Origin of the sequence: [Lactobacillus] rogosae, assembly GCA_900112995.1 — a bacterium.
Lineage (GTDB): Bacteria > Bacillota > Clostridia > Lachnospirales > Lachnospiraceae > Lachnospira > Lachnospira rogosae.
The window spans coordinates 25,619-40,702 of sequence record FONU01000005.1; the positions used below are offsets into that span (position 1 = coordinate 25,619).

The 15,084-nt window shown below is 35.8% G+C and carries 11 protein-coding genes and 1 other RNA gene; 1 reads left to right on the top strand and 11 read right to left on the bottom strand.

Annotated elements, in window-relative coordinates:
• Positions 1–71: 71 nt before the first annotated feature.
• The 10 genes from BM157_RS01805 to BM157_RS01850 all read right to left on the bottom strand — a co-directional run bounded on the left by BM157_RS01805 (position 72) and on the right by BM157_RS01850 (position 12,493).
• Positions 72–1,442, bottom strand: coding sequence for an MATE family efflux transporter (locus BM157_RS01805; RefSeq protein WP_055174279.1), 1,371 nt, complete (start codon positions 1,440–1,442; stop codon positions 72–74).
• Between the two features lie 284 nt (positions 1,443–1,726).
• Positions 1,727–2,067, bottom strand: a transfer-messenger RNA (tmRNA) gene (gene ssrA, locus BM157_RS01810).
• 192 nt (positions 2,068–2,259) lie between these two features.
• The gene (gene smpB / locus BM157_RS01815) at positions 2,260–2,736 is read right to left on the bottom strand and encodes an SsrA-binding protein SmpB (RefSeq protein ID WP_022502207.1); all 477 of its coding nucleotides are present in this window, start codon (positions 2,734–2,736) and stop codon (positions 2,260–2,262) included.
• 35 nt (positions 2,737–2,771) lie between these two features.
• Positions 2,772–4,907, bottom strand: a complete 2,136-nt coding sequence (gene rnr / locus BM157_RS01820) for a ribonuclease R (protein ID WP_090139737.1) — start codon at positions 4,905–4,907, stop codon at positions 2,772–2,774.
• A 118-nt stretch (positions 4,908–5,025) separates the two neighbouring features.
• Positions 5,026–5,283 carry a preprotein translocase subunit SecG gene (secG, locus tag BM157_RS01825; protein WP_090139739.1) on the bottom strand — a complete coding sequence of 86 codons (258 nt, stop codon included), beginning with the start codon at positions 5,281–5,283 and terminating at the stop codon, positions 5,026–5,028.
• A gap of 119 nt (positions 5,284–5,402) precedes the next feature.
• The gene (gpmI, locus tag BM157_RS01830; RefSeq protein ID WP_090139741.1) at positions 5,403–6,944 is read right to left on the bottom strand and encodes a 2,3-bisphosphoglycerate-independent phosphoglycerate mutase; all 1,542 of its coding nucleotides are present in this window, start codon (positions 6,942–6,944) and stop codon (positions 5,403–5,405) included.
• A gap of 171 nt (positions 6,945–7,115) precedes the next feature.
• The gene (gene tpiA, locus BM157_RS01835; protein ID WP_022502211.1) at positions 7,116–7,865 is read right to left on the bottom strand and encodes a triose-phosphate isomerase; all 750 of its coding nucleotides are present in this window, start codon (positions 7,863–7,865) and stop codon (positions 7,116–7,118) included.
• A gap of 316 nt (positions 7,866–8,181) precedes the next feature.
• Positions 8,182–9,375, bottom strand: a complete 1,194-nt coding sequence (locus BM157_RS01840; protein WP_022502212.1) for a phosphoglycerate kinase — start codon at positions 9,373–9,375, stop codon at positions 8,182–8,184.
• Positions 9,376–9,567: 192 nt separating this feature from the next.
• The gene (gene gap, locus BM157_RS01845) at positions 9,568–10,599 is read right to left on the bottom strand and encodes a type I glyceraldehyde-3-phosphate dehydrogenase (protein WP_055174276.1); all 1,032 of its coding nucleotides are present in this window, start codon (positions 10,597–10,599) and stop codon (positions 9,568–9,570) included.
• A gap of 196 nt (positions 10,600–10,795) precedes the next feature.
• Positions 10,796–12,493 (bottom strand): Na/Pi cotransporter family protein, encoded by a 1,698-nt coding sequence (locus tag BM157_RS01850; RefSeq protein ID WP_055174275.1) that lies wholly within the window; start codon positions 12,491–12,493, stop codon positions 10,796–10,798.
• Positions 12,494–12,800: 307 nt separating this feature from the next.
• On the opposite strand from BM157_RS01850, the gene BM157_RS01855 reads away from it, so the two are divergent.
• Positions 12,801–13,622, top strand: coding sequence for a histidinol-phosphatase HisJ family protein (locus tag BM157_RS01855; protein WP_090139743.1), 822 nt, complete (start codon positions 12,801–12,803; stop codon positions 13,620–13,622).
• 237 nt (positions 13,623–13,859) lie between these two features.
• On the opposite strand, the gene BM157_RS01860 is transcribed toward BM157_RS01855, so the two are convergent.
• On the bottom strand, positions 13,860–14,993 hold the full coding sequence (locus BM157_RS01860) for a cysteine desulfurase family protein (RefSeq protein ID WP_090139744.1): 1,134 nt from the start codon (positions 14,991–14,993) through the stop codon (positions 13,860–13,862).
• Between the last annotated feature and the right edge of the window lie 91 nt (positions 14,994–15,084).

Sequence of the window (15,084 nt, forward strand, 5' to 3'; positions counted from 1 at the left end):
ATGTAAGCCTCCTCATTCAATTAAAATTTTTCTTATTTCAGATTTGTCACAGACTAATCCATTTTATGAATTTATTCACTTAACTTCTCTACTTTATTTTTTCTGATTTTCTTTAAAAATACATATCCAGCCAGACAAGCGATAATCTCTGTTATTGGAAATGCCCACCAGATAAGCGATACACCAGCCTGTCCATTTCTTACAAAAGCAGAAAATATTCCCGCCAATGGCAATATTATAATAAGCTGTCTAAGAAGCGATATAACCAGTGACTCTATTCCACCATTTAATGCCTGATAAATTCCCTGATACGCAACATTTATTCCTGCAAATATAAAACTTATTGAAATAATTCTCATTGCTCCTATGAAATATTCTCTTGACTGCCCTGCATTAAATAAAGCTGCAAATGCACCTGGAAAAATCTCTGTAATTGCTGCCCCTGCAATCATAAGTACAATTGTATATATAAGACCATATTTTATTCCGTCTTCTATTCTCTTTCTACTTCCCATTCCATAAGCAAATGCTATTATTGGTGTAATTGCATCTCTTAAACCAAAAGCTAAGAACAATACAAACTGCTGTACTTTATAAAACAGTCCATATGCCGTCTGTGCAGAAGGATTGAACTTCAAAATCAAATTCATAACGTAAACCATAATAGACATAAGAGCCTGTGCTATAATCGCCGGAAGTCCGATTGCATAAATTTCTTTTATAATTCCGGCATCTGGCTTCATATATTTAACACTATGCTCAAATTCCTTATTTAATTTTATATGGAAAATAAATAATAATCCTGCTGATACAACCTGACCAATAACTGTTGCATATGCAGCACCTTTTACTCCCATCTGTGGAACAGGTCCTATACCATATATCATAATTGGGTCCAGAACAATATTTACAACTGCCCCAACTACCTGTCCTATTGTGGAATAAAGTGAACGTCCTGTTGCCTGCAATAATTTCTCAAACAACGAAAAGAATATAATTCCAAAGGAAATAACACAACATATTCTAAGATAGCTTACTCCCATCAAAATAACTTCTGTATCAACAGTCTGTGAAGAAATATATGCTTTCACCCCAAAAACACCAAATAATAAACATACCGCATAAATAATTACTCCAAGAAACAGACTGTTTCCTGCAATCTTGGCAGCTTTCTTATTATTACCTTGTCCAAGCGTTCTTGCAAGAAGTGCATTTGTTCCTACACCTGTTCCAATTCCTATTGCTACCATAAGCATCTGAACAGGAAATACTAATGTCAAGGCATTAAGTGCCGCTTCACTTCCCACTTTCATATTTCCAACAAATGCGCTATCGACAATATTATAGACTGCCTGTAATGCCATTGATAAAATCATTGGTATACCCATCTGTACCATAAGCCTATTTACTGGCATTTCTCTCATTCTGTTACTTTCTGCCATCAAAATCCTCCTTTTTCTGCATAAAAAAAGTGTGTATTTATCCCGTAAGCTGGACTTACGCTGATAAGCTACACACTTTTTAATGACAATTATATAATTATTAAAATGCGTATAATTACGCACAAAAAAAGAGCAGCAAAACTGGATTTACGCTAGTCTGCTACTCGTTTGTTAGATATTATATTTCTTATTTTTTAAAAAGTCAAATAAAAATTGCTCTGGTTTTTATAAGAAATTTTTATAATGATATATTCTTTTGTTAATATAAAAATCGAAAAGTTGCTAAGTGGACCTGAGGGGAGTCGAACCCCTGTCCAAAAGCCCATCCGCTGTTCTTCTACTATCATAGTCAGTTATTTGACATTCCCTTATGCATACGGGAACTAACACCCTTATGCACTTAGTAGCTTCATAATACGTCCATAACCGCAAAGCTTAAGCTATGTCGTTTCTCACATATTCGAAGCCTGGATCCTAAAGTGTGAGTGCTCTAGGTCAGACTGCTGCAACTTAGGCAGCGTATGCTAAATTATCTTCAGCGTTTATATTTAAGTTTGCCATTTAACGCATTGCATACGGATAGCTTCACCAGTTTCAAAACCCCTGTCGAAACCTTTACAAGCCCATATATTAAATTATAGTCTTTAACGACCATATAATATATAACATTATATACCACTTAAAGTCAATATATTCTTATAAATAAAAAATTAATTTTTTTATAAATTATGATAAGATGAGCACAAAAGTGCTCACCTTAAAAGTTTTGCCTTTACCAGCCGAACACCCTCATCATTGCAATCTAACCATTCAAAACCTACCCCAGATTTCTAATCTTAAAGTCTTTAGCTGCCTCCCGCTGCTGGTCTTTCTTCGCTATTGAATCTCTCTTATCGTAATTCTTCTTACCTTTTGCAAGACCTATCTGCATTTTAACCTTGCCATATTTCAGATAAACCTGCAATGGCACAAGCGTATAGCCCTTGGTAGAAAGCTGTCCGGCAAGCTTATTAATCTCGCTTTTATGAAGAAGCAGTTTCTTAGGTCTTAATGGGTCTTTATTGAAAATATTACCTTTTTCATAAGGTGTGATATTCATATTAATGGCAAATACTTCCCCATTAATTATCTGTATATACGACTCTTTGATAGAACATTTTCCCTGTCTTATTGACTTAACCTCAGTTCCACAAAGTTCAAGCCCTGCTTCAAGCTTATCTTCTATAAAGTAATCAAAATACGCTTTCTTGTTGTTGGCAATTAATCTGTTGCCGCTCGCACTGTCTTTGCCCATACATATCCTCCATTATCTAATTACTTAATTGCTTACTATTCTTCATAATCCTGTGCAAACATAAAATCTATCGTTCTTGATATTGCATTAGTATCAACAACAACAACCCTGACTTTCTGTCCAAGCTTATATGTCTGATGAGTTGTTTCATTAAACATCTCGTAATGATTTTCATCAAATACATAGTAACCACGCATATTATTGACAGAAACCATTCCTTCTATTGTATTAGGAAGTTCAACATATATGCCCCAATTCGTTACTCCTGATATTACACCATCAAAATACTCTCCGATATGTGCACTCATATACTGAACCATTTTCAGCTTATCAGTATCTCTTTCTGCCTCATCTGCACGGCGTTCAGTTGCACTCGCCTGTTCTGCAACATCTGGAAGGATTTTATCATAATGAAGCTTTCGCTTCTCACTCATTCCTCCATGAAGACATTCTTTAATTATTCTATGAATTTGCAAATCCGGATATCTTCTTATTGGCGAAGTAAAATGGCAGTAATATTTTGCCGCAAGTCCGAAATGTCCAATACATTCCGCTGTATACTTAGCCTTCTTCATAGACCTTAATGTAAGTCTGCTTATAAGATTTTCCTCGTCACTTCCCGCTATTTTTTCAAGAAGCTTCTGTAATTCTTTAGGATGAATTTCATCAGTTATATGCATTGAATATCCAAAATTATTAATAAATGTAGATAATTTTAATATCTTTTCCGGGTCAGGATTTTCGTGTGTTCTATAAAGAAATGGTACTTCCTGCCAGAAATAATCTTCTGCTACTGTCTCATTAGCAGCAAGCATAAAATCTTCTATAAGCTTAGTTGCTACATTTCTGTCATATGGCTTAATATCTACAGGCCGTCCATCTTTATCAAGAATAATCTTAGATTCAGGAAAGTCAAAATCTATTGAACCTCTCTTAAATCTTTTCTTTCTTAATATATCAGCACATTCCTGCATAAGCTTAAACATATCTACAAGCTCACTGTACTTTGCACATTCTTCTTTATCATTATCTTCAAGTATCTTTTTAACAGATGTATAAGTCATTCTTCTATTTACATTGATAACTGACTCGCATATCTTATGGCCTATTATGTTACCTTTCATATCTATATCCATAAGACAGCTTAATGCCAGTCTGTCACATCCTTCATTCAACGAACATATTCCATTGGAAAGCTGGTGCGGTATCATCGGAATAACCCTGTCAACCAGATACACGCTTGTTCCTCTCTTAAGAGCTTCCTTATCAAGTGGACTGTCCTCTTTAACATAATGGCTTACATCAGCAATATGCACACCAAGATGATATATATCATTTTCTTTAGTTAATGATACTGCATCATCTAAATCCTTAGAATCCTCGCCGTCTATTGTCACCATAACAACATCTCGCAGATCCGTCCTGCCTGCTATATCATTGCCATCAACCTCATCTGGTATGCCCTTTAATTCCTTCTTAACACTATCCGGAAATTCTTCTGGCAGGTCATAAGCTTTTACTATTGATAAAATGTCTGTTCCCGGATCATCCATATGTCCGATTACTTCAATTATCTTACCCTCAGGATTCTTTCTTGCACTGCCGTAGCTGCTTATCTTAACTACTACTTTACTGCCTGTAACCGCTCCTATTTCGTGTTCCTTAGATACGAATATATCACAGCCAATCTTCTGGTTATCAGGCACAACAAATCCAAAATTCTTATTCTTCTGATATGTTCCAACCAAAGTCTTAACTTCGTGGTCTAATATCTCTATTATCTTACCTTCACGTCTTCTATCACCATTCTTCTGTGCTGTAATTACAACTTTAACTTTGTCGTGATAAAAAGCATACTTAGTATCACTTGCTTTGACAAATATATCATCATCCTGCCCATCTACAACAACAAAACCAAACCCACTGCTTGTACTCTCAAATGTTCCCACAAGTGCAACATTGTCAGGCTTCATATACTTGCCTTTCTTGCTTACACCTATAGTTCCGTCTGCAACCAAAGAATCAAGAACCTCCTGAAGTTCGTGTCTTAATTCTTTTGGAATACCAAGAAGAATTGCTATCTCCTTTGTCTTCATAGGAACATATAATTCATTATTGAGTATCAAATCAGCAAGGTTATTCCTTCTTTCCTTGAAAACACTACTTTTCATAGTTTCCTCCATTCCATTACTATAATTCAATATCAATCTGCAATATAATATATATTTAATATTTATTACACAAAAACGCTCTTAAGATACTATATCTTAAGAGCGTTAATGTTATCAATTAGAAATTAATATTTAAAATAATAGATATTACAACGAATAATACAGCAAGAACTTTAGTAATAGTTACAAGCTTACCTTCCATTGAACGACCTTTGTTCTTACCCCAGTAAGTATCAGCAGCACCACTAATAGCACCTGATAAACCATTCTGTTTACTTTCCTGCATAAGAACTACTATTGTTAAAAATATACATACTAATATAAATATACCCATTAAGACTATTCTTAATGTATCAGCCCATGACATACCAAACATATATCAAACCTCCTATTGCAATAATCACAATGAATTGATTATAACAAATAAATATTAAATGTGCAACTAATATCTATAACTAATTGTCCATCTGTGCACTATATAATCCTATCTATGAATTATTTCTTAATAAGAAGTGATTCTCCTGTCATCTCTGCCGGCTTCTCCATTCCCATAATCTCAATAAGAGTTGGAGCTATATCACAAAGTCTTCCACCTTCTCTAAGTGTATATGCTTCATCATAATTGACAAGAATAAATGGAACTGGATTAGTTGTATGTGCTGTATGTGGTGCACCTGTTTCATAATCTATCATCTTCTCTGCGTTACCGTGGTCAGCACATATGAATAATACTCCGTCAACATCCTTAACAGCCTGTACAGCTTTGCCAACAAGCTCATCTACCTTTTCTACAGCCTTAACTGCTGCCGGAATAACACCTGTGTGACCAACCATATCAGGGTTCGCGAAGTTGATTACGATAACATCATACTTATCTGACTTAATTGCTTCAACTAAATCCATACCAACCTCTGGAGCACTCATCTCTGGCTTAAGGTCATATGTTGGAACATCCTTAGGTGAGTTAACAAGAAGTCTGAACTCATCTACATTAGGATCTTCAACACCACCATTAAAGAAAAATGTTACATGTGCATACTTCTCTGTCTCAGCAAGACGAAGCTGCTTCTTGCCATTATTAGCAAGGAATTCGCCAAATGTATTCTTGATTTCTTCTTTCTTGAATGCAACTAACTTGTTAGGGATTGATTCATCATAATCCTTGAAGCATACAAATGTAGTTGGAATATATTCTCTTTCAAAACCTGTGAACTTATCATCACAGAAAGCTCTTGTCATCTCTCTTGCTCTATCTGGACGGAAGTTAAAGAATATTACTGAATCGTCAGGCTTAACAACTGAAAGTGGCTTGCCATTCTCTGTTATTACTGTAGGAACAACGAATTCATCTGTAACATCTACCGCATAAGACTCTTCAAGTGCCTTAACTGCATTATCTGCTGACTTTCCTTCACCTGTTGTAAGTGAAAGATATGCTTCCTTTACTCTGTCCCAGTTATTATCTCTATCCATAGCATAGTATCTTCCCGCTAAAGAAGCTACTTTACCAACACCAATCTCTGCCATCTTGTCTTCAAGCCTGGCTACAAAATCTTTAGCTGAAGCTGGAGGTGTATCACGTCCATCAAGGAAAGCGTGTACATATACATTAGAAACTCCATTCTTCTTAGCCATCTCAAGTAAACCATATATATGTGAAATGTGGCTGTGAACACCACCATCTGATAAAAGTCCGAAAAGATGTAAATCGGAATTATTCTTCTTGCAATTCTCCATAGCAGCAAGAAGTTCTTCATTCTTATAGAACTCTCCGTCTTCTATAGCCTTTGTTATTCTTGTAAGATCCTGATATATAATCCTGCCAGCACCAATATTCATATGTCCAACTTCTGAATTACCCATCTGACCATCTGGAAGACCTACATAAAGTCCAGATGCGTTACCCTTAACAAACGGATATTCTTTCATTAACTTATCCATAACAGGAGTATTAGCCATAGCTATTGCATTACCCTCTGTTCTATCACTTAAACCATAACCATCAAGTACCATTAATACAACTGGTTTCTTACTCATATTATTTTCCTCTTTTCTAAGATAGCAATATCTTTAATATTCTCTCTAATTATTCCTGTTGTATGATAGCATACTTATTACTAATTTGCAATTTAGAATAATTATAATTATATTAAAAAGCAATAAGCCATACCTGGAATTACTTCCGTATATGGCTTACTATGTATCTTATTATATATTGTAATTAACAATTTCACAAAAATCCGGCTTAAGACTTGCACCGCCTACAAGACCGCCATCTATATCAGGCTGCCTGAATAATTCTGCAGCATTACCAGCATTAACAGAACCTCCATAAAGAATTCTTATTGAAGAAGCTGCTTCTTCTCCATATAACTTCCTTATATCTAATCTTATAGCCTCACATACTTCCTGAGCCTGAGCTGATGTAGCAACCCTGCCTGTTCCAATAGCCCATATAGGTTCATATGCAATAACACACTTCATAGCATCTTTAGCTGACACCTGTAAAAATGCTGCGTCAATCTGCTTATTAATGAAATCCAATGTTATGCCTTCTTCTCTCTGCTGGATAGTCTCACCACAGCATATAATAGGTGTCAATCCATATTCAATTGCTTTTCTTACTTTGCGGTTGATGCACTCATCATCTTCACCAAAATATTGTCTTCTTTCTGAATGTCCAACTATAACATAATCAACACCAGCCTCTTTTAACATTCCTGGTGAAATCTCACCCGTATATGCACCTTTTTCTTCATAGTGCATATTCTCGGCACCAACCTTAATATCTGTTCCTTTGACTGCGTCTACAACTGGTATAATGTCTATTGATGGAACACAAAACACTACATCAACATCACGATTAGAGAACTTATCACGAAGCTCACATACAAGCGATACTGCTTCCTTTGGTGTCATATTCATTTTCCAGTTTCCCGCAACTATCTTCTTCCTCATACTACAATCACGCCTCCATACAATATAACTGATCAGCTTATTTATCATTATTACCAGCTCAGTTATTTTAATAAAAAAATTATATCATACAAATTTATAAAAAGCCACTAATAATGCAAATATTTAAAATAAATACAATGTATGTACCTAAGTATTTTATATATACAACATATTGTATTAAGACAAGCTTAGTTTTATGATTATTTTCAAACAAAAGGAGCCGTATATATCAATATACAGCTCCTTTTGTGTATTGCCCGACTGAATTAACTGTCAATTAACCAATCAAAGCTATATGTTTATGTCAGTAAACACTCTATTTGTCATTAGCTGCTACTACACCTGGGAGTTCCTTACCTTCAAGGAATTCAAGTGAAGCACCGCCACCTGTTGAAATATGTGTCATCTTATCACCGAAACCAAGGTTATTAACTGCGGCTGCTGAATCACCACCACCGATAATTGTAGTAGCATCTGTAAGCTGAGCTAATTCTTCTGCAACAGCAATAGTTCCCTTTGCAAAGTTAGGGAATTCAAATACACCCATAGGTCCATTCCATACTACTGTCTTGGCATCCTTAAGAGCATCCTTGTAAAGCTCACAAGTCTTAGGTCCGATATCCATACCCATATCATCATCTTCCTGGCATCCAGCTTCAACTACATGGAAAGGAGTATCGTTCTTGAATTCCTTTGTTACTACTGTATCAACAGGAATAAGCATCTTAACACCCTTAGCTTCAGCCTTTGCCATCATTTCCTTAGCATAGTCAAGATAATCATCTTCAACTAAAGACTGTCCAACGTGACCACCATGAGCCTTCTGGAATGTGTATGACATACCGCCACCGATAATAAGTGTATCAACCTTATCAAGAAGGTTGTTAATAACAGAAATCTTTGAAGACACCTTTGAACCACCAAGAATAGCTACGAAAGGCCTTACTGGATTATTAACAGCATTTCCAAGGAAATCTATTTCTTTCTGCATAAGGTAACCAACTACTGCTGTATCAACATACTTTGTTACACCTACGTTAGAGCAGTGTGCTCTGTGTGCTGTACCGAAAGCATCATTAACAAATACATCAGCGATTGAAGCTAAATCCTTAGAGAATTCATCACCATTCTTTGTCTCTTCTGCTCTGAAACGTGTATTCTCAAGAAGAATAACATCTCCATTATTCATAGCTTCAACAGCAGCTCTTGCATTGTCACCAACTACTGTATCATCAGCAGCGAACTTAACTTCCTGTCCAAGAAGCTCTGAAAGTCTTTTAGCAACTGGTGCTAATGAAAATGCCTTATCAGCTCCCTTTGGCTTACCAAGATGTGAGCAAAGAATAACCTTTCCTCCATCAGCTATTAACTTCTTTATTGTTGGAAGTGCAGCAACAAGACGTGTTTCATCTGTAATCTTATCACCATCTAATGGTACATTAAAATCACATCTGCATAAAACTCTTTTGCCATTAACGTTGATATCATCAACTGACTTCTTATTAAGCATATCTATATCCTCCAAATTATCATTACTAGCTTATTGACAGTGACCTGTAAACAACCCAGGTATGCCTGTTCTGTCCCGCCATACAGCAGGACAGTCTTAACATACTTATCAAAATACCGGAGAATGAATTCTCATCTCCGGTATTATTACAAGTTAAATAAATTAACCCTTAATGGTCAATGTATATTATAATTACTTGCTTAATTCAGCGAAGTACTTAATTGTTCTAACCATCTGGCTTGTGTATGAGTTCTCGTTATCATACCAAGAAACTACCTGAACCTGGCATCCACCGTTTGGAAGTTCGTTAACCATTGTCTGTGTAGCATCGAATAATGAACCAAATCTCATTCCAACGATATCGCTAGATACGATAAGTTCTTCATTGTAACCAAAGCTTTCTGTAGCAGCAGCCTTCATAGCAGCATTAACTTCATCAACAGTAACCTTCTTAGCTACAACAGCGTTAAGGATTGTTGTAGAACCTGTAGGTGTAGGAACTCTCTGAGCAGCTCCAATAAGCTTTCCATTAAGTTCTGGGATAACAAGACCGATAGCCTTAGCAGCACCTGTTGAGTTAGGAACGATGTTGCAAGCACCAGCTCTTGATCTTCTTAAATCACCCTTTCTCTGAGGTCCATCAAGTATCATCTGGTCACCTGTGTAAGCGTGAATTGTGCACATAATACCTGATTCGATTGTTGCACAGTCATTAAGAGCCTTAGCCATAGGAGCTAAGCAGTTAGTTGTACAAGAAGCAGCTGAGATAATCTGATCATCTGCTGTAAGTGTTTCGTGGTTAACATTGTAAACGATTGTCTTTAAATCGTTACCAGCTGGAGCTGAGATAACAACCTTCTTAGCACCTGCATTGATATGAGCCTGAGCCTTAGCCTTTGATGTATAGAAACCTGAGCACTCAAGAACTACGTCAACATCAAGATCTCCCCATGGGCAGTTGTTAGCATCTGGCTCTTTGTAGATCTTAATTGTCTTACCCTTTACTGTAATTGTACCAGCTTCATCATCAGCTGTTACCTGATCTTCCTCACCGAAATCAACATATCTTCCCTGTGATGAATCATACTTTAAAAGATGAGCTAACATCTTAGGGCTTGTTAAATCGTTGATAGCAACTACTTCGTATCCTTCTGCACCGAACATCTGTCTGAATGCAAGTCTACCGATACGTCCAAAACCATTAATCGCAACTTTTACTGACATAAAAATAAATCCTCCTAATATAAAGATTGTTAATAAAAAATCAACTACATTGTATTCTACATAAAACAATTTAAAATATCAAGTGTTAATTCCTATTTTTTACAAATTATTATATATTTCGCCATTCAAATTAAACTTTTTACCATATTCCATTAATCTTATTATATCTAGTCTGTTCTGAAACTCACTAATCAGCTTATTTTTTCTCTTTTATCTCTGCTAACACACAGTCCGCAAGATTATTAGCGTGATCTGACATTCTCTCAAGATTAGACAAAATATCAAGGAATACAACGCCATTAGATGGCTTACATAATCCAGAAGATAATCTCTCGATATGTTTATTTCTTAATTCTTCTTCTAAATCATCAACCTCGTCTTCTATACGGCATACATTATCTGCTGCAACCCTGCTGAACTTTTCCCTGGCTTTAATTGCCTCTGAGAAACAGACAATAACCTTTTCAGATAACTTCTTGAGTTCTTCCATTCCATGCTGGGAGAATATTATTTCATTATCTATCTTGTATTTGGCAAGATCAGACATATTCTCTGCATGGTCTGACACTCTCTCAATATCAATAATCGCATGGAATAAATCATTAATAAGTAAATGCTGTTCTTCCGTTATGGAAAGATTATTAACTTTTATGAGATATTCTGTAAGATACTTTTCATAGAGGTCAACCTTGTGTTCCGTCTCTATGACTTTATCTATCATATCCTGATCATTGTTCATAACAGCACTTACCGAATATTTTATATTATCCAGTGACAGATTGCCCATTATGATAACTTCGCTGAGTGCCCTGTCAACCGCTACTGATGGCTGTTCTAATATTCTGCTGTCAAAATGTCTTGATAACTCTGCCGCATAACTGTCGCTTGCCTCTAATGAAGCATTTTCTTCATCTTCAGTCTTCTCTCTTATAATTATGCCTGAAAGTTTAACAAGCAGACTTCCAAATGGCATCATTATAGTTGTACATATTATGTTAAAGAACGTATGGAATATAGATATTTCCACACTTGTTATATTATGCACAGCTAACGCAGGTTTAAACATAAATAATATAAAAGCACCTGTTCCAAATATAACTGCTCCCGCAACATTAAATAAAAGATGCATACAAGCTGCTCTCTTTGCATTCCTTGTTGTACCAGCACTTGATATAATTGCAGTTACACACGAACCTATATTCTGCCCCAACGTAATAAATACTGCCGCATTGGTAGTAACCACTCCATTAATTGCGAGTGTCTGTAATATACCTACTGATGCAGAAGAGCTTTGTAGAATTGCTGTTACTACAATACCAATTGCAATGCCCAATAATGGATTACTTCCTACTACTTCAAACGCTTTTGAAAAAATAGGTGCATCTGTATATGGAGATATCGACTCTGACATAAAATCAAGTCCTAAGAATAAAAGTCCGATACCTACAACTATCTCTCCTGCCATTTTCTTTTTAGGCTTCTTACTAAACAATACAAGAATTGCACCGATTCCTACAAGCAGAGGTGCATAAAATGATGGCTTTAACACTTTGACAGCATCTCCGAGCTGTCCTAAAGATACAATCCATGCTGTTATGGTTGTACCAATGTTAGCACCCATTATAACTCCTACAGCCTGTACAAGTGTCATAAGACCAGCATTAACAAATCCAACAACCATAACTGTTGTCGCGCCACTACTCTGAATTATGGCTGTTATAAATGCTCCAACAAGAACAGCTAATAATCTGTTCCTTGTAAGATAGCCTATGAGCTGTTTCATCTTGCTTCCCGCTGACTTTTGCATACCATCTGCCATTATGTTCATTCCATATAAGAACATACCGATGCCGCCTGCAAACATAAACAAATTGCCAACTAACTCAATATTCACTTTTTTCTCCTGTCCTGCACATACTAATTATCTGTTAATAAAGATTTATCTATACTTAATAAAAGTAAAGAAATTGTGCATTTTGTGTAAAGAATGTAAAAATACGTTTACATAATAACAATCAATTCAAATATTTTCAAGGGCTTTAGTACCATTTTCAAACTAATAATGCTATAATCAACAATATAATAATTATAAATATGATGTAAGTATCAGAATAATCTTTACTGCTCACTTATACATCGTGACTGTTTAGCAGCCCACATAATAACAATCTAATTTTACTTATGAAATGGAGAAGACATATATGAGAACTTATCCTGAACTTTCAGACTGGCATCTTCACTCGCATTTTTCGTCTGATTCAACCGAAACTCCTGAGAATATAATCAAAAATGCCATCAATATGCAGTTAAAAAGCATATGTTTTACAGAACACAACGACTACGATTACCCTTTAGAGGACGGAAATGTTGTATTTGCCCTTGATTATGACAAATATACAGACGAACTGCTTGAATTAAAAGAGCATTATAAAAATGATATTTTTATTGGAATTGGTGTCGAACAGGGACTTCTTTCTTCTGCTAAAGATAAAATCAACAACTACGACCCTACTGGCAGACTTGATTTTATAATTGGTTCATCACATCTTGTATATGGCAACGACCCTTATTATCCTGAATTCTGGGATAACGTGTCCGTAAAAGATGCAATAAGCAGATATTATGAAGCAATAACCGACTGCATTAAAACTTGCGATAACTTTGATGTATACGGACATCTTGATTATATTGTAAGATATGCTCCTGATCAGGATAATGATTATAACTGGAAAGATTATTATGATTATTTCGATACAATCCTAAGACTTCTTATTGACAAGGGCAAAGGCATTGAAATCAATACCGCAGGACTTAAATACGGACTTAAAAATCCTAATCCCTGCCTTGATATAGTAAAAATGTACCACTCACTTGGCGGCGAGATTATAACAACAGGTTCTGATGCCCATAAAGCCTGCCATATTGCATATTCCTATGAAATAATCACTGATATGCTTAAAAATACAGGATTTAACTATTATACTATATTCAAGGAAAGAAAGCCTGAATTCGTATCTATATAAGCACATAAGGGTTATCATCACCAGCTTTTCTGTAGACTGATTGCTCCATATATGTTTATTAATATCTGAAAAGACCAAGTATCTGCCACTGCATCTGCAGCATTAATTAACAGCGTATATCCGGCCCATAAGTATGGATTTTTCTTTCATACCTTATGGGCTGATATTATATTAATCCTTTGATATATTTTTCACTTTTTGTAAAGTGCATTATTTTTTATAGTTCCAAGATTTATTTTAATCATTTTTAATTTCCCGTAATGCTGCAACATTTTTCTTAATACAATCAATGCAGTAATCAGCCTGATTTCGATTTAATGTATGATTAAATGTAAGTCTTATTGAAGCAAGGCTTTCTTCATCAGTCTTTCCTATAGCCTTTAATACGTGCGAAGGTCCGCCGTGATTGCCGTGACACGCTGAACCAGAGGATACGCATATGCCCTGTTTATCCAAAAGAAGCACAAGTTCACCTGCACTTATACCTTTAAAACAGATATTAATATTTCCTGATACCCTGCCTGTCATATTGCCATTAATGCTTGTATACGGGATTTCATTAACTATCCGCTCTGCCATATATCTTTGTATATTCCACTCTTTTTCCATTCTGTAATGCAGTGTATTAACAGCAATATCCGCAGCTGTTGCAAGTCCGATTATTCCAGCAACATTTTCTGTACCGGAACGCATATTTTTCTCCTGTCCGCCTCCATATATTAACGGCTCAAGCTCCCTGTCTGTATACAAAAATCCAACACCTTTAGGTCCGCATATTTTATGTGCACTCACGCTAAGCATAGATACTCCAAGCTTATGAACATCAATATCAATATGTCCAAATGCCGCAACCGCATCTGTATGAACAGGAATACCGTATTCTGATGCCACCGCACTAACCTGCATTAATGGCTGTATTATTCCTATCTCATTATTAACAAGCATAACCGATATAAGCAAAGTATCATCTTTTATCTTTCTTCTTAAATCCTCAATATCAATTATGCCATCCGATGTGCATCTTAAATATTCTATATTATACCCACGTTTCTCTAAATCCCTGCATTTATTTAATATTGCAGGGTGTTCAATTCCACTTACTATAATAGTTCCACTGTGCTTTCCTGCAACCGCTGCCTCTAATGCCCAGTTATCGCTCTCAGTTCCGCCAGATGTAAAATATATATTATCAGCCTCTGTGCCTATCAGTCCGGCTATATTTGCCCTCGCTTCTTCAACTGCCCTTTTATTATTTCTTCCACATTCATATATTGACGATGGATTTCCATAATCATTTATCATATACTGCCACATAGCCTTACACACCGGCAAACTCATAGGCGTTGTCGCCGCATTATCAAGATATAACATATGCCTCCTCCCAGCTTTTCCCTCTTTCCATACAGTCAATATTTAAGTTCACAATCCACTGTATTACTTATTAATATTATATTCAAAAGCT

Coding starts and splice junctions, on each gene's coding strand:
- BM157_RS01805 (WP_055174279.1), bottom strand. CDS start 1,442: ATGGCAGAAAGTAACAGAATGAGAGAAATGCCAGTAAATAGGCTTATG.
- gpmI (WP_090139741.1), bottom strand. CDS start 6,944: ATGAGTAAGAAACCAGTTGTATTAATGGTACTTGATGGTTATGGTTTA.
- BM157_RS01840 (WP_022502212.1), bottom strand. CDS start 9,375: ATGCTTAATAAGAAGTCAGTTGATGATATCAACGTTAATGGCAAAAGA.
- gap (WP_055174276.1), bottom strand. CDS start 10,599: ATGTCAGTAAAAGTTGCGATTAATGGTTTTGGACGTATCGGTAGACTT.
- tpiA (WP_022502211.1), bottom strand. CDS start 7,865: ATGAGGAAGAAGATAGTTGCGGGAAACTGGAAAATGAATATGACACCA.
- BM157_RS01855 (WP_090139743.1), top strand. CDS start 12,801: ATGAGAACTTATCCTGAACTTTCAGACTGGCATCTTCACTCGCATTTT.
- BM157_RS01860 (WP_090139744.1), bottom strand. CDS start 14,993: ATGTTATATCTTGATAATGCGGCGACAACGCCTATGAGTTTGCCGGTG.
- secG (WP_090139739.1), bottom strand. CDS start 5,283: ATGTTTGGTATGTCATGGGCTGATACATTAAGAATAGTCTTAATGGGT.
- smpB (WP_022502207.1), bottom strand. CDS start 2,736: ATGGGCAAAGACAGTGCGAGCGGCAACAGATTAATTGCCAACAACAAG.
- rnr (WP_090139737.1), bottom strand. CDS start 4,907: ATGAAAAGTAGTGTTTTCAAGGAAAGAAGGAATAACCTTGCTGATTTG.